15 protein-coding genes are annotated in these 14,709 nt (G+C 60.3%); 8 read left to right on the top strand and 7 right to left on the bottom strand.

All coding sequences use genetic code 11. The features are described from left to right. Positions 1-535: 535 nt before the first annotated feature. Together CAL22_RS18980 and CAL22_RS21180 are read left to right on the top strand one after the other, a co-directional pair. Entirely contained in the window at positions 536-1,477 is a 942-nt protein-coding gene (locus CAL22_RS18980) for a LysR family transcriptional regulator (protein WP_094815814.1), read from the top strand. A gap of 190 nt (positions 1,478-1,667) precedes the next feature. Beyond that, positions 1,668-1,835 carry a hypothetical protein gene (locus CAL22_RS21180; protein ID WP_167383689.1) on the top strand — a complete coding sequence of 56 codons (168 nt, stop codon included), beginning with the start codon at positions 1,668-1,670 and terminating at the stop codon, positions 1,833-1,835. A 570-nt stretch (positions 1,836-2,405) separates the two neighbouring features. Here CAL22_RS21180 and CAL22_RS18975 read toward each other — a convergent pair. The 4 genes from CAL22_RS18975 to CAL22_RS18960 form a co-directional block, all read right to left on the bottom strand. Continuing rightward, complete coding sequence (locus CAL22_RS18975) at positions 2,406-3,560, bottom strand: iron-containing alcohol dehydrogenase (RefSeq protein WP_094815812.1); 1,155 nt, start codon at positions 3,558-3,560, stop codon at positions 2,406-2,408. Between the two features lie 26 nt (positions 3,561-3,586). Next, positions 3,587-4,813 carry a CaiB/BaiF CoA transferase family protein gene (locus tag CAL22_RS18970; RefSeq protein ID WP_094815810.1) on the bottom strand — a complete coding sequence of 409 codons (1,227 nt, stop codon included), beginning with the start codon at positions 4,811-4,813 and terminating at the stop codon, positions 3,587-3,589. A 22-nt stretch (positions 4,814-4,835) separates the two neighbouring features. Then, complete coding sequence (locus CAL22_RS18965) at positions 4,836-5,813, bottom strand: Bug family tripartite tricarboxylate transporter substrate binding protein (protein WP_094815808.1); 978 nt, start codon at positions 5,811-5,813, stop codon at positions 4,836-4,838. Positions 5,814-5,883: 70 nt separating this feature from the next. Beyond that, positions 5,884-6,672, bottom strand: coding sequence for an enoyl-CoA hydratase/isomerase family protein (locus CAL22_RS18960; RefSeq protein WP_094815806.1), 789 nt, complete (start codon positions 6,670-6,672; stop codon positions 5,884-5,886). A gap of 731 nt (positions 6,673-7,403) precedes the next feature. Here CAL22_RS18960 and CAL22_RS18950 point away from each other — a divergent pair. Further along, a complete protein-coding gene (locus CAL22_RS18950) occupies positions 7,404-8,135 on the top strand; it encodes a GntR family transcriptional regulator (RefSeq protein ID WP_094815803.1) in 732 nt (243 codons plus the stop codon). Beyond that, entirely contained in the window at positions 8,128-8,574 is a 447-nt protein-coding gene (locus CAL22_RS18945; protein WP_094815801.1) for an acyl-CoA thioesterase, read from the top strand. The genes CAL22_RS18950 and CAL22_RS18945 overlap by 8 nt, the downstream gene beginning before the upstream one ends. Before the next feature lie 355 nt (positions 8,575-8,929). Here CAL22_RS18945 and CAL22_RS18940 read toward each other — a convergent pair whose 3' ends face one another. Next, positions 8,930-9,220, bottom strand: coding sequence for a hypothetical protein (locus CAL22_RS18940; RefSeq protein WP_094815799.1), 291 nt, complete (start codon positions 9,218-9,220; stop codon positions 8,930-8,932). Positions 9,221-9,497: 277 nt separating this feature from the next. Here CAL22_RS18940 and CAL22_RS18935 point away from each other — a divergent pair, with 277 nt between their 5' ends. The 4 genes from CAL22_RS18935 to CAL22_RS18920 all read left to right on the top strand — a co-directional run bounded on the left by CAL22_RS18935 (position 9,498) and on the right by CAL22_RS18920 (position 13,176). After that, the gene (locus CAL22_RS18935) at positions 9,498-10,628 is read left to right on the top strand and encodes a Fic family protein (RefSeq protein ID WP_094815797.1); all 1,131 of its coding nucleotides are present in this window, start codon (positions 9,498-9,500) and stop codon (positions 10,626-10,628) included. A 1,207-nt stretch (positions 10,629-11,835) separates the two neighbouring features. Beyond that, a complete protein-coding gene (locus tag CAL22_RS18925; protein ID WP_094815795.1) occupies positions 11,836-12,162 on the top strand; it encodes a hypothetical protein in 327 nt (108 codons plus the stop codon). Positions 12,163-12,167: 5 nt separating this feature from the next. Continuing rightward, on the top strand, positions 12,168-12,521 hold the full coding sequence (locus CAL22_RS21070; protein WP_143277002.1) for a hypothetical protein: 354 nt from the start codon (positions 12,168-12,170) through the stop codon (positions 12,519-12,521). Between the two features lie 256 nt (positions 12,522-12,777). Then, entirely contained in the window at positions 12,778-13,176 is a 399-nt protein-coding gene (locus CAL22_RS18920) for a DUF2628 domain-containing protein (protein ID WP_094815793.1), read from the top strand. Between the two features lie 321 nt (positions 13,177-13,497). On the opposite strand, the gene CAL22_RS18915 is transcribed toward CAL22_RS18920, so the two are convergent. Both CAL22_RS18915 and CAL22_RS18910 read right to left on the bottom strand, forming a co-directional pair. Beyond that, positions 13,498-13,731 (bottom strand): HigA family addiction module antitoxin, encoded by a 234-nt coding sequence (locus CAL22_RS18915; RefSeq protein WP_094815791.1) that lies wholly within the window; start codon positions 13,729-13,731, stop codon positions 13,498-13,500. Between the two features lie 24 nt (positions 13,732-13,755). Further along, positions 13,756-14,703: a helix-turn-helix domain-containing protein gene (locus tag CAL22_RS18910; protein WP_143277001.1), complete on the bottom strand. Its 948-nt coding sequence runs from the start codon at positions 14,701-14,703 to the stop codon at positions 13,756-13,758. Between the last annotated feature and the right edge of the window lie 6 nt (positions 14,704-14,709).

Below are 14,709 nucleotides of genomic sequence, written 5' to 3'. Positions count from 1 at the left end.
GTCGTGGGGGCGGCGCCTCGCGTAAAGCCGATCATTGGCGCGAAGTACGGATCATTCTGCCGGTTGGCGGGATGCCATGTTGCTCGCGCTGCAATCTGCATGCTCTTCTGCGGGCAAAGCCGTTCCCAGGGAGCGTGTGCAAGCCGACCCAATGGCGTCTCGGGCAAGTTTTCACGGTTTACGGCGCCGCCCTTGCATGCGCAGGGGCTGGGGTGTTGGCGGTCTATCGCTGACCCGTCTCGGCCAGGAAATACAAGGGCGCGGCTGAAGGACTCCCAGGCCCGCTCCCCGCACATTGCTCGCAAATACGCCCAGCGGCCTTTTCCCCTGAAATCACGGCTCACCGGCCGAGCCGAGGCTGGACCCGCGTCGATCGCGGATCCGGCCATTTATAGGTTTGGCATGAGATTGTTTAGACGGGCGGCGAGGTCGGGCTGACCGTGGCGCGCCGTGTCACAGGGCATCTTAGATTGGGCCATTCATGACAACTAGGGTGGAAAAATGGAAGCCTTTCATATCTCAAACGGGATAATCCATGCGCGATGGCCTCGATCTGAACGCGGTCCGTGTCTATACGGCGGTGGTGGACGAGCATAGCTTTGCCGGCGCGGCGCGTCTGTTGGTCATGCCCCCGTCCAACGTCAGCCGGCATGTCGCCGCGCTCGAACGCAAGCTGGGGGTGCGCTTGTTGGAGCGCAGCACCCGGCACCTGCGCATGACCGAAGCCGGCCGGCTGCTGTACGAACGCGCCAAACCCTTGCTCGATACGCTGTTGTCGACGCAGGAAGCGCTGGGCGCGGTGCAGCGTGAGCTGCGCGGCCCGCTCAGAATCTGCATGCCTGGCGAAGCGCCGCGACTGCTCGCGCCCATCCTGGCCGAGTTCTGCCGCGTCCATCCAGGCATCGAACTGGAATGCGATACCCGCATGACCGGGCTGGAGGTATTGCGGGAGGACGTGGATCTGTCCATCGTCTTTCACCGGGGGCGCCAGGACGACAGTGCCTGCATCACCCGCGAACTCGCCACCTTGCCCAGCATCGTGGTCGCGGCTCCCGAGCTGCTGGCCCGCACCGGCATGCCGCGCCACGTGCGTGACCTGAGGTCGCTGCCCTGCATTACCACCTTGAGCGCGCTCAAGGGCCAGCCCTGGCAGTTTCTGGACGCCGCCGACGCCATCGTCAAAGTGCCGGTGCGCAGCCGCTACCGCGTCAACAGCGGCGAACTGGCCGTGGCCGGCGCGCGTCAGGGCATCGGCTTCGCGATCGTGGCGGCCTACCCCTGCCAGGAAGACCTGGCCGCAGGCCGATTGCAGGAAGTGCCGCTGGATCTGCGCCCCGCGCCCTTGCAACTGCTGGGGGCCTACCGCCATCGCCACTCCGTGACGGCGCGCGTGCGGGCGCTGCTGGCATTGATACAAACGCGGTTGGCCGAATCGCTGAACCCGGGCGCGGCGCCCGCCTCGCGCGGGGGCGTGTAGGGCCGCCAACCCGCTGCCGCGCCGGCATGGTTTGCCCCGCAGCGGGGCGGGCTGCCCGTCTGCGGCCCGGGCAAAGCCAGGCCGCCCGCCTCACCGCGCCAGGGGGGCGGATTGGCGCCGGGCATCTGGCCGAGAATAAACCGGGCGAATGTGGAACAATAGCCAGTTCAACCAAACTAGAGAGTTTTTCATGGGCAACAAAATCGTTACCGAAGCCGACCGCAAGCGCACCCCCGCTCCTGTCGCTCCCAAGGGCTTCACCATCCAATCGCAAGGCGGCGGCCAGCGCGTGAGCAAAGAGCGCGGCTCGCACACCCACCACAAGAAAAACCCCGGCAAGCGCCCGCACTCGGGTTGATGATTGAGGGCGCTTCGGCACCCCCAAAACTGCTGCCCGCCCAGGGGCGGCGCTCACGCCGTTCCTGGGTTTTCGCGCGATACCATCGCCAGCCTCCCTCCGCCTCTGCCACCTGCGCCGAAGGCCGCTGCGCCGCACAGCGCATTCTCAGCGTTGTAAACGCACCTCACCGGGCGCCGGACACCCTGTCCCTAGGCCGCCGCATGCCCCAGCACCACGACCACGCTTCCTGAGCCCCCGGCTTGTTGCCGCACCGGCGCGTATCCGGTCTGGAAGAATCCGCTCAGATGCTGCGGCGTCAATGCCTGCGCTGAAGTCGTGCCTATGAAGCGCCGAACGCGGGTGTCTGTCGTGGATCCACACCTATCCAGTCGCTGATTACCGGGCGGACGTGCCGACTGCGCAAGCGCCGCAGACGCTGCGCTAACGGCGTGGCAACGAAGCCACGATCGAGAAAGCGCCCACCTACGGTGTGCTCAAGGGGCAGGCCGCGCGGATGACTCAAAAGAATGCACGAGTCATTCAGACACGGTGGCGGATGAGCGCAGAGGGATGCTCGGGCGACGGAAGCTACCAGGCGGCTTGGTAGATGGCCAGCGCGTCTTCGTAGCGAACGGGACGGGGGTTGTTCACCAGAAGACGCGTTTGTTTCATCGCATCCTCGGCCAGAACGTTGCAGTCTGCCTGCGCAATATTCAGGTCGCGCAGGCGAGTAGGCAGGCCGATGTCAGCACAGAGGGCCGCCATGGCCTCGATGAACCGGCTGCATGCCGCCTGACCCTCATCGCCACGCAGCGCCGGGAATACATAGGGCGCGATCTCGGCATACGCCTGGGCGCTGACCGGCGCATTGAAGCGAAGGACATGGGGCAGCATCAGGGCGTTCGACAAGCCATGCGGGATGCCATAGTGGCCCCCTAAGGGGTAGGCCAAGGCATGGACTGCGGCGACCGGAGCGTTGGCGAAAGCCTGGCCCGCGAGCAAGGATCCCAGCAGCATGCCCGAGCGTGCCGCCATGTCATGGCCCGCGTTAACCGCCTGTTTGATATTCGCGCCCAGCAGTTGTAAAGCTTGCAGGGCCAGGCCGCGCGAGATGGGGTTGTTGTTGGCGTTCGCCGAGGTGAAAGCCTCGATGGCGTGCACCATGGCGTCGATGCCGGTGGCTGCCGTCACGGGGGCGGGCAAGCCGGCCGTCAGCCGGGGATCGAGTAGCGCGACATCGGGCAGCAGCAGTGGCGATACGACGCCTTTCTTTTCATGCGCGCCGGTCGTCACGATGGAAATGGGCGTGACTTCGGAGCCGGTTCCGGCTGTCGTGGGAACCAGAATCAAGGGCAGGCGCTGGCCGCGGGCTTGATTCACCCCGTACATGTCCGTCAAGGATTGTTCGCTGCCTAACAGGAGCGCGACCAGCTTGGCGACATCCAAGGATGAGCCGCCGCCGATGCCCAGCACCACATCGACTTGAGCTTGCCTGGCTGCTTGCGCGGCACGGAGCACGAGGGCTTCCGGCGGATCGGCCTCGACCTCGTCGAACAGGTGATGCGTTAAACCCTGTTGATCCAGCGCATCCCGAATGGGCGTCACCAGGCCGGCGCGCATGACACCGGGGTCCGTGACGAGCAAAACGCGTCGCCCGCGCGGGTGGACCAGCTCGCCCAGCCGGCTCGCAGCCCCTTCGCCAAAGACGATGGAGCCCGTGGTATTAAATTGAAAGGCATTCATGCAAGAGTCCCGGTTTAAGTGGGCAGCTAGGCCATGCAAGGGCTGGCGTGCTCGGCGACCGCGCCTTGGCGCACCAGGTCGTCGATTTCGTCGTCTCGAAACGCATACTCACGCAGAATCTCACGCGTGTTCTCGCCCAGCAAGGGGGCCGGGTGGGTCACGCGGGCGGGCGTTGCCGACAGTTTGACGGGCAGAGCGAGGCTATGGCCGGTGCCGGCGATAGGGTGCTCCACTTTGATGACCATGTCGCGCGCCTGCGTCTGCGGATGATTCAAGGCCTGCTCGATATTGTGTACCGGCCCGGCGGGGATGCCGGCGCCATCGAAACGCGCGACCCAGTTGGCCGTGTCATCGTTGGCCAGTTCGAGGCTGATGGCTGCAGCGAGCTCGGCTTCGTTCGCCTTGCGGTCGGCGTTGGTGACAAACCGCGGGTCGCTTTTCCATTCCGGGTGCCCCAGCAGATCGGCGATACGCTCCCAATTGGCCTGATTGGCCCCGCCGAGGACGAGCCAGCTGTCGCGCGTTCGAAACGCCTGGTAGGGCGCGGTCAGCGGATGGGCCGATCCCGATGCGCCGGGGACTTTGCCCGTTTGGAAAAACATCGAGGCAAACCAGTACATCTGCTGCAGGGAGACTTCGATGAGCGAGGTCTCGACGAATTGGCCGCGGCCGCTACGGGCGCGGTGCAGCAACGCGGAGAGTACGCCGACCACGGCCATGACGCCGGCATTGATGTCGGCCACGGAGTTGCCGGGTTTGAGCGGCGGGCCATCCTTCTCGCCCGTTACGCTCATCAGGCCGGCATAGGCCTGCGCGATCAGATCAAAGCCGCCCTTATCCGCGTAGGGCCCCGTGCGGCCATAGCCCGAGATGCTGCAATAGACAAGCGCCGGATTGATGGCGCTGAGCGCTTCCCAACCCAGGCCCAGCTTGTCCATCGTGCCCTTGCGGTAGTTCTCGAGAAACACATCGCTGCCTTGGACCATGCGCTGCAGCACATCGCGCCCGGCAGGCAGCTTCAGGTTCACCGCCATGCCGCGCTTGTTGCGGTTGAGCATGACAAACGGCGCCGGCAGGGCTTGGCCGCCTGCGCCGGTGTAGAGCCGCGAGTCATCGCCATGCGGGAGCTTCTCGACCTTGATGACATCCGCACCGAGGTCGGCGAGCATCATGCCGCAGGTGGGGCCGGCCATGATCTGGGCGAGTTCGAGGACCTTTACCCCGGCTAGCGGACGGGTATCGTTCGTTTCCATCTTGTTCCTTGTGCTTGTGGCTTTACTCGGCCTTGATGTCCGCGGTCTTGATGACCTTGCCCCATTTGTCCAGATCTGCGCGTACACGCTCGGTCAATTGGGCCGGGCTATCTGGCACGGCGTCCAGGCCCTGCTCTCGCAGGAGGTCTTGCACCTTCTGCGAGGCCAGCGTCTGCGCGAGAACCTGATTGAGCTTGGCCACGATGTCATCTGGCAGTCCCGCCGGGCCGACAAGGGCATACCAGTTGAGCGCCTCGAAACCGGGATAGCCTTGTTCGGCGATGGTGGGCACATCGGGCAGAGCAGAGGCGCGGTTCAGCGACGTCACGCCCAGGGCGCGGATCTTGTTGGCTTTTATCTGCGGGATGGCGGGGGCCAGCGTGGACATACCGACGGAGATCTGGCCGCCCATCAGATCCGCCATGGCCGGGCCGCCTCCACGGTAGGCCACGTGCTGCATGCCTAGACCGGTTTCGATCTTGAACTGTTCGGCCGCCACATGGCCGCCGCCGCCCACACCGGACGTCGCATAGCTGTACTGGTCCGGCGATTTGCGCAGCAGCGCAATGAATTCCGGCAAGGTCTTGGCCGGCAGCGAGGGATGGACGGCGAGAACCAGGCCGCCGGCGGCTGCGGTGCCTATCGGCTTGAATGATTTGAGCGGATCGAAATTGGTCTTGCGGATATGGGGCAGCACGACCATCGCGCCCGAATCGATCAGGTGCAAGGTGTAGCCGTCAGGTTCTGCCCGCATGGTTGCTTCGGCCGCAATGGCGCCGCCCGCGCCGGGCTTGTACTCCACCACGACGGATTGGCCGAGCAGCTCGCTCATGAGCGGGGTGATCGAGCGCGCCGCCGCATCGGCCGCGCCGCCCGGGGTGTAGCCCACGAGCAGCTTGATGGGGCGGTCCGGATAGGCCGCCGACGCGCCCGCCGGCAGGCAGGCCATGGCCGTTGCGGCCAGCGCAGTCAACAGGGGGAATACGTGTTTGACACGCATGGTTTTGTCTCCTCGTATGAGGTTATTGATATAGGTGTGAATGGCGGGATGCCAGAGTCGTGCAAAAAACCTAACGGGAATGAAAGACCGGCGCGCGTTTTTGCTGCCAGGCCGTCACGCCTTCCTGGATGTCCGCCGAACGCAGGCATTGGGTCTCTGTCGCGGCGAACTGCTCGGGATCGAGCTTGTCCTGAGCCAGCGCGTTGAGCGCGGCCTTCATGCCGCGCACGGCCAGCGGCGCCATCGCCGCGGCGGCATGCGCGGCCTCGCGCGCGGCCTGCTCGAGTTGTTCCGCGGGGACGATGCGCTCGATGAAGCCCGTGCTCAGCATTTGTGCTGCGTCCATCTCTTCCGCGAACAGGAACAGGCGCTTGGCGGTGTTAAAGCCCAGGCGCGATACATAGCGCCGCATACCGCTCAAGTAGTAATGCAGGCCCAGCCGCGCCGCGGGCATGAACATCTTGCTGTGGGGCACGCCGAGGCGCAGATCGCAGGCCAGGGCCAGATCCGTCGCGCCGCCGTAAACGCCGCCATTCAATGCGCAGATGACCGGCTGGGGCAACGCTTCCAGCGTGTCCACCATGGTGCCGAAAGGATTGACGGCATGCCGTGCGTGGGGATCTTCTTCGACACTTTGCAGAATGCTGGTCAAGTCATAGCCGGCGCTGAAATGCTTGCCGGTGCCCGTCAGGATGACCGCCCGGATGGCGCTGTCCCGGGCGATGCGCTCGCAATGCTGCAGTAGCACGGGCAGGTCGGCGGGCTCAATACGGTTGGCCTGGGCGGGGCGGTTCAGCCGCAAGGTGGCGACGGGCCCGTCAATGGAGAGCAAAGGAGGGGTGGAGGTATCGATCGTCATGGCTGAACCCGAGTTATGAGCATTAATGGTATTCGAAAATATCCTCGTGGTATACCACGATCGGTGGTGTGAATTATTAGTGGAACTACCAATACACCAGCCGCACGAGGCGGGGCATGCTGCTGCCTGTCCATGCCTAGCCTTTGCGGGCTATCCGGGCGTCTGGACGACAGGCGCTCGCAGCATGACGAGGCGGGCAGGGCGCTTGCCGCGCCAGGGACGGGGGCACGTCCGCGGATGCAGCGGGCGCGTCAGGACGCCGCGCCTGGCATGGCGGCGGGATTGCATTCAAGGGGAGGCATGCAGTGGGGCGGGTCGCTGGGGGCTTAGTGCGGTTGCGCAGCCGGGTCTTGACGCGGCTTGAGTCCCCGGGACCCGGGCGCAGGTCCCTGACCGTCGGCGTGGCTGCGGCCAAAAGCGGCAAGGCCACGTGACGAGGAGCAAGGGTGAGAAGGCATGCGCTTTGCTGCGGTCGACGCGATGGGCGGAGCCGTCGCTGTGAGTCACTTCGGTACAATCGTCGCCACCCATTCCGACCTCGACACCGCGCCGCTTGCCGTGTGTCGAGTCCTCGCCGGCATGGCTGCTCACCGGAGGTCCGGGGCGGCCGTGACGCGCAGACCTGGCTTGGCTGCCCGCAGTGGGACGCCCTTGCTGTTGGCCACCCACACGCCAAGTTTCATGCTTGCTTTGCCAGGGGCTTCGCACGGCGCCCCGCTCGCCTTCCTATCATGATCACCTTACCCAAAAAGAAGCGCGGCCTGGCCGCAGACATCGTTACGGAGCTCGAAGCGGAGATCGATAACGGCGTCCTCTTACCTGGCGATACGCTCGACGAGCGCGCGCTGGCAGAACGTTTCGAGGTCTCTCGTACGCCCGTGCGCGAGGCCCTGCAGCAACTGGCGCTGCAGGGGCAGGTTCAGATCGTGCCGCGACAGGGCATCTTCGTGGCGCGCATGTCGATTGCCGAGCTGCGCGCGATGTTCGAGTTGCTGGCGGAGATGGAGGGCGCTTGTGCCAAGCTGGCCGCGCGCCGGATCCAGGATCCCTGGCGCCAGACCATGATCGAGGCCATGAACGCGTGTCTCGTTCATGCCCAAAGCGGCGAGATCTCCGCTTATGGCCAGGCCAATGCCGACTTTCATGAAGCGCTCTACCAGGGCTGCTGCAATCGCTACCTGGCCGAGCAATTGCGGCTCATCCGGCGCCGTACGCAGAGCTATCGGCGCAATCCCTTTCAGTTGCCCGGGCGCATGCTGCAATCGGCGCAAGACCACGAGCGGATTACCCAAGCCATCCTGTCGGGAGACGAGCAGGCGGCGCAATCCGCGATGATCGACCACATCGCCATCAGCGGTAAGGGCTTTGCCGAGTTTGTGTCGACCTTGCCCGAGCAGATGTTGGCGAGCCACGATTTGGCCTATCCGGCCTCTCACCGAACGGGTACTAATACACATGAGTAGGCAACAACCTTCGGCTCGCATCGACTACGTGCATTTTCAGCCGATCGCAACGCGGTGGATGGACAACGACGTCTATGGCCATGTCAATAACGTCGTCTACTACTCCTACTTCGACACCGCCGTGAATCAGTACCTCATGGAGCAGGGCGTGCTGCGCATCGGCAGCAGCCCAGTCATTGGTTTGGTGGTCGATACCGGGTGCAGCTATTTTTCATCTGTCGCCTTCCCGGATGCATTGGAAATAGGCCTGCGCGTGGCCAGTATGGGCAAATCCAGCGTGCGCTACGAACTCGGTGTGTTCCGCGCCGGAGACCAACAGGCCAGCGCACAGGGCCACTTTGTGCATGTGTACGTCGACGCGCAGACACGCCGGCCCACGCCCTTGCCCGACGCCCTACGCCAAGCCTTGGTGCGTCTGAAAAACGAGCAGGAGGTCTGATCCGCATCGGCGGTGACGGCAGGCAGTTGGAGACGACTCCAACCATCGTCCCGCCTGGCTTCTCAGGCCGGGCGAAGTCTTGAGCCATGCATCGCCCACCCCGGCGGCCGATCCTTCCGCCTATCGTTGCGTGCGATCTGGCGCGCCTCATAACGGATCCCCGCTGTGCGCCTCATGCCGCCTGGACCGGGCATGCTTGCGCCCTGCGGTCTGCCCACAGCATTGATGCCCACCCCAAACGCGTGAGCTAAGGCCGTCTCAGATCCTGAGTGAAGCAGGACCAGAAAGCGCTCGCGGGCGTGGCATAGACCGTCCGGCAGCAGGAGCGCCAACCGGGCGCTCCTGGCCCGGGAAGTCAGGCGCTCAAAAAGCGCAGCACCTCGGCCCAATCGTTCGTCGACAGCGCGACATCTTCGAAGTCGCCTTCTTCCTCGTCGAAGCGCGACACGCAGAAACGCTGGCTCCTGCCGGAGGCGCGGTCGGCATAGTTGGCGTAGTCGACAAACACCTTCAAACTGCCTTCCTCGTTCTCGAACGAAGGCGCGGCATCGATAAAACTCGACGCGTCGAAATAACCTTCGGGCAGCGGCGGCAGGGTGGTGATGTCGAAGTCAGGAAACTCGCGACGCAGTCGATCAAGATTCATAAGGCACGCATAGGGACGCTGGAAACCTGAGATTTTACGTTGCTGAGCCTCGGCCGCCATAAGCGCCCCTGAAACGGCCTTTAGACTGCGCGCCACGGCTCAGTGAATCGCCCCGGGGAGCGCAGCGATTCCAGCGCTTGCGAGAGGGTGGGGCATGAACAAGGGTCACGCGAATGCGTTGTCCCGAAATAGTCCACCTGGATCTCAGCTGCTAAGAATGAGGGGATTATCGATGTGTCGGGATGTAATGGCGGTCTAAAGTGCCCACAATCACCGCATGAATCGCGGTGAATACTTATGGCAATCGCCGCACTGGCCCGATTGGCGCTACGACCATGCCGCCTTGGCAGAGCCGTTGGCGGCCGTCAGTCGTGCGCAAGGCCTATTGCTGGGCCGTCTAGCAGACGTCGGCACGGCTATGCGCGGCGAAGCGAACTTGGCGGCCCTGACCGAAGACGTCGTTCAAACCAGCGCCATTGAAGGCGACACGCTCAACGTCGTCTCGGTCCGATCTGCTGTCGCACGTCGCTTAGGCGTCGATATCGGTGCATTGGCCCCCGCAGACCGTCATGTCGACGGCATCGTTGACATGATTTTGGACGCTACCAGCAAAGCCGCGGCTCCTCTCACTGCCGAGCGCTTATTCGGCTGGCATGCGGCGCTATTCCCTACCGGCTACTCTGGTATCACTGCCATCAAGGTGGGCCAGTGGCGAGACGACAGCACCGGGCCCATGCAGGTCATCTCCGGCTCTATTGGAAGAGAAAGGGTGCATTTCGAGGCGCCGCCCGCCAGCCGGTTACCGGCCGAAATGGCCCGCTTCCTCGCATGGCTTAATAACGCAGCACCAACAGAGCCTGCTCTCATTCGCGCGGGTCTGGGCCACCTCTGGTTTGTCACGTTGCACCCTTTCGACGACGGCAACGGCCGCATCGCACGTGCCATTGGCGACCTACTGCTGACGCGTGCCGAAGGCAGCCCACAACGGTTTTACAGTTTATCCGCTCAGATCCAGCGGGAACGCAAAGCCTATTACGACATCCTTGAACACACGCAAAAGGGCGGCATGGATGTGACGCAGTGGCTGACGTGGTTTCTGTCCACCCTGCTAAAAGCCATCGAACAGGCTCATGGCCTCCTCGATCTAGTATTCGCCAAGGCGAAGTTCTGGCGGCATGCGGCAACCATTCCGATGAATGAGCGGCAGATCAAGGTGTTGAATCGACTGTTGGACGGATTTGAAGGCAAGCTGACGACTCGCAAATGGGCTGCGTTGGCCAAATGCTCGCAGGACACCGCTCTTCGAGACATCACGGAGCTTCTTCAGCATCACATCCTGGACAAATCTTCCCCGGGTGGGCGAAGTACATACTACGTACTCCGTAATACAAGCAGCGAATCCGAATAGAACAACGGTTAAATCTGACGACGGTAATTCAGCATTTATAGTGGGCGTGGATTCGCGTTTGGTGGGTCTGGCTTCGCGCACTAACGGGTCAGGGCGGGCTAAAGCGTAATGCATTTGCCAGGGGCTCAGCGAGATAAGAGGGCTCCCAAGCGTACGGGCGGCACGTTGCCGCGATATCCGGCTGGCAAACTGGGAAAAATCCCACGTGCTACGAAAAATATAAAAGATCGCGCTAGCTGCTCTTAAATACTATGGATTCTAGTGATGCCCGGGGCCAACTCGAACATTCCCGCCTTTCGGCGGGTGATTTTGAGTTGGCGATTTAAGGTGCTGGTCTAGGGAAGTGGTACGAAACCGAGCGTAGCTTGGGGTAGGGGAAAGTAGTTTTAAATCAGTTGCTTATCGTATTTTAGCGAAATCGTCGGGAACTGATGTGTGTACTTGTACTGTACCGAGGTGTGGGTTTGGTATTGCGGGGGGGCATGGGGCAGCTGGTGCCTGGTGTTAGTTGGGATGTAGCGGACTGTGCACAAGACCGTGGCGATGTTTATGCGCTACGTTCACACGGGAGACGACCCAGTGCGCAGGGCGGCAGCATTTAAAAGCCACGCTGGCCGCGAGCGTTGCCGATGGCATTGGCACTTTCCACCGTCAAGTCATCATGGCGCATTTCAGCGCGTCATTGGGCGTGCGTTCGCGTCTGCCTCTGCGCGGCCTCCACTGCGCAGGCCGCGCCTCCTCCATACCGAGTTTGCGTGCTGTGGCGCTTGAAGCGGCGGAAGGTGAGATAAAAGGGCGTGGTACCCCGGTGCGCGCAAAGTCAGTCTGCACACGGGGTTGACTCGGCACACGTCGAATACGGCATCGTGCCGTGGAGATACGTGAAGTGGTATGACGACCGGCTTGGCCGAGTGCCTACCGCGCCTAGATACGTACTGCTGTGCCAAAACAACAAGGCGTCGAACTCATGACGGCGAGTCAGGAGCACCTTGAATGGCGCGCTCGATGAAGCGCACTGATGACTCACAATGGGCTATGTCGTCCATGAAAAATAGGACGTTAGGGTGGGCTACGGCTATCACTGGCAGCTGATCACATTCGGAGGCCAGTTCAAATACATGACGTGATGCGCCCAATTTGTTCACAAACCATTACAATTCTTTCGATCAAGAGAAAGGTCGCTACACCTGAAGGAGGAACAGCAAAGATGAAGATGTTGAGCTTCGACGGCTTTATGAATGATTTCGGTAATGCTGCGTCAAACACCATGAACATGTCCATCTACCGGGACAACTTCCAATGCGCCTGTGGGCGAAGCCATTGGTTTGATGAGTCCATAGATGTGGTTTGCCAAGGCGGGATGATGAAAATCATGGTTACCTGCCCCGATGATTCATCCTACATAACCAGCCTAAAGATCAAAACCTTCATGGTTTTCAAGTTCAAAGGTTTTGAGTCTCTTTCTGGCACACGCATGTCCAGCAACGAAGATCGTGTTGCGTTCTCCGCTATTCGCCAATACATGAGGCGCTGATAAACATGGGGGTTTTTCTGCTCATCCTCGCCGTTGCTGGCATTGTGTATTTTTTCGCATCTTCCAAGACACGGAGAGATACGGCAGTCGAATCAAGGGTAAAAAGAATGGTTTCATCTGGCGTGGGCTACTCAACTTTCCCAGACCTCTACTATGAGGCAGCAAAATCGTATGCCCTCTCTAAGGGAGCTACCGCTGCTGATCATGAGAGTGCATCCGCAAAAATCGTAATAGATGCCTCCGTTTATTTCGTCGTATTCATCCGAGACACAAGCGGCGGAACCATTATTACCGTCGAGCGTGACTCAGATGTAACGAAACGCGTGCTTGATGACATGAATCGCATGATGAGGCATTGACGACGAAAACGTCGTCTAACAACTCCATAAGGAGTTTTTCGTCAAATCAAGATACAGATGCCCTTGTCTTATCGGTGCGAAGTTTATCCTCGTGCCACTGTTCGAGCGCAGGGCGCGAGATCCGGTATGCGCTCCCTGCTGATACGGTTGCTCTAACACCAATACGTTATCGGGCGCGCAAGCCGGGCTCTCGATGCCTAAGCTGGGACAGATCAAAAATATACGGCGTTAGCAGCACAACAATAGAGAAACCTAAATGAGATCTTTTAACGTATACGAAGGAAGCAATGGAGCCTATCGGGTCGTAAAGAATGGCTGGTCATGGCCAGCTTTTTTCTTTGGCTCAATATGGGCATTTTTTGCACAGCTGTGGCTTATTGGAGTGATTCTTCTGCCAATTGAACTGTTTCTTCAGATGCTTATGTCTATTATTGAGCAAATGCAAAGAAATGCATCTGGTAGCTATGCTGAAACAATATCAGTTATTGGAGGGGTTGTTGCGATTGTTGGCCTAGCAATCCATATAGTTTTTGGCGCATACGGAAACGCTTGGAGACGTAAGAAGCTTGAGAAATCTAACTTCCGGGTAGTCAAAACACTTGATGCCAGCAGTAAGGATAGTGCGATTTTAGCATACAAAAATTCAATGCTCTAGCGGCTAAGAATTCATTCAAACCGAAGGGGATTTTCTTTGTAAAGCAGGTGCTAGGCGTATGCTTGGTGCTTTCCGGGTTTGTTCTAAATTTGCCTTTGCGTTGCTCTTATGCTTCCTTTGCCTCATTAGGTTCCGACGGCACCTGGGCAGTGAAATCTAGCATAGGCCATTGTTTTTTTTCTCGGAAAAATGCTGAAAAATAACTTGAAATCGGAAATTTTTCATCTGGCTTGAGCGCATTGCTATGATTTTTCGCAGCTGCAAGTGAATCAGTGTTTTGTCGTGTATCTGAAGTAGGTTGGACTCGCGATTTTCTGGGTTCTAAGTCCGTGCACTAGTTGCCTTCTGCAACGCAAACCACATCCGCTCAGTGCCATGCCCTTGCTTCGCAAGCCCGACAGCAAGCTCCTGAGTGACAGCACATTGCCCCGCGATAACCCTAGCCAACACCTCTGGCTGTACACCAAAAAGTCCCGCAGCCGTCTCTAAATCCAGCCCCAACGGTTCCATGATGTCCTTCTTGATAATCTCGCCAGGATGTACTTTGGGCGGCATGTGGGTTTCTCCTTTCTCACCGATTTAAACGCGCTTGAGCGCCTTGTGAACGGCTTGGCGGCTGACGCCGAAGTGTTCGGCGATGGCTTTTCTTGGTGTGCCTTGCGCGGCCATGCGGCGCATTTCATCGGCTCGTGTTTCGTCGGGTACTCGCGCCAATCCGTACGCTTGCATGCGGACTGCCCATTCATCGGGGGTGTGAGTCCACGGCGCTTGCTTGCCTCTCACTAGTCCCCACTGTCGTTTTACTTCATCTTGAAATCGTTGCCGATAGCGATGGTCTACGCGATAGCGTGAAGCGGGGTCGGAGGGGTTATGGTCGGCACAAAAGCGGCTGCTAAAACGTATGATTTCGGCCAGCGGCACACGCGTGCCTGCGGATAATTTCTTTGCTTTTTCTTCTGCAACAGCACGCATGGATTGTTTCCAGCATAACTCGCAAAAGGGATATTCAGACGATTGGCGGCGTCCATAGTTGACGGCTTGGGAGGCTTTCTCTTTGGACACGCCAACGGATATTCGAGGTGTGCGCGACAGGACAAAAAATCCCACTTCGCATAGCGTATCCAGTAAGGCATGTAGGCCGGGATAAAACTCAGATTTGAAGGCGCGTTGCAAGGCTCGTATGTTTTTGCCGAGCCTTTCGAGTCGCACTCTTTCTCCGCGTTCGCAGCCCAGTTCTAGCCAGCGCGAGAATGAGTGACCCAGCAGGTTGGGCAGCTTCGCTGCTTGCAGCGCCTCTGCGACCGGGGCGTCCATCTGCTCACGCAGCAAGCTCCAGATTGAGTAGCGGCGTGAGGCTGTGGTGTATGAGGGCGTGCAGGCTTGTTCGAAACGACGCACGGCTGCCGCGACGGTGCTTGGGCAGCCATCGCACACGATGATTTTTTTGGCCTCTATTGGTGTCATGTCTTTCGATGTAGGTGCCAACCGATGTTCGTCAACCTTACTGTCATATTTTAGGTCTTTCAAGGGCAG

Origin of the sequence: Bordetella genomosp. 12, from assembly GCF_002261355.1 — a bacterium.
Classification (GTDB): Bacteria; Pseudomonadota; Gammaproteobacteria; order Burkholderiales; family Burkholderiaceae_B; genus Bordetella.
The sequence above is the reverse complement of the archived record's forward strand: the minus strand, read 5'-3'. Positions and strand labels throughout refer to the sequence as shown.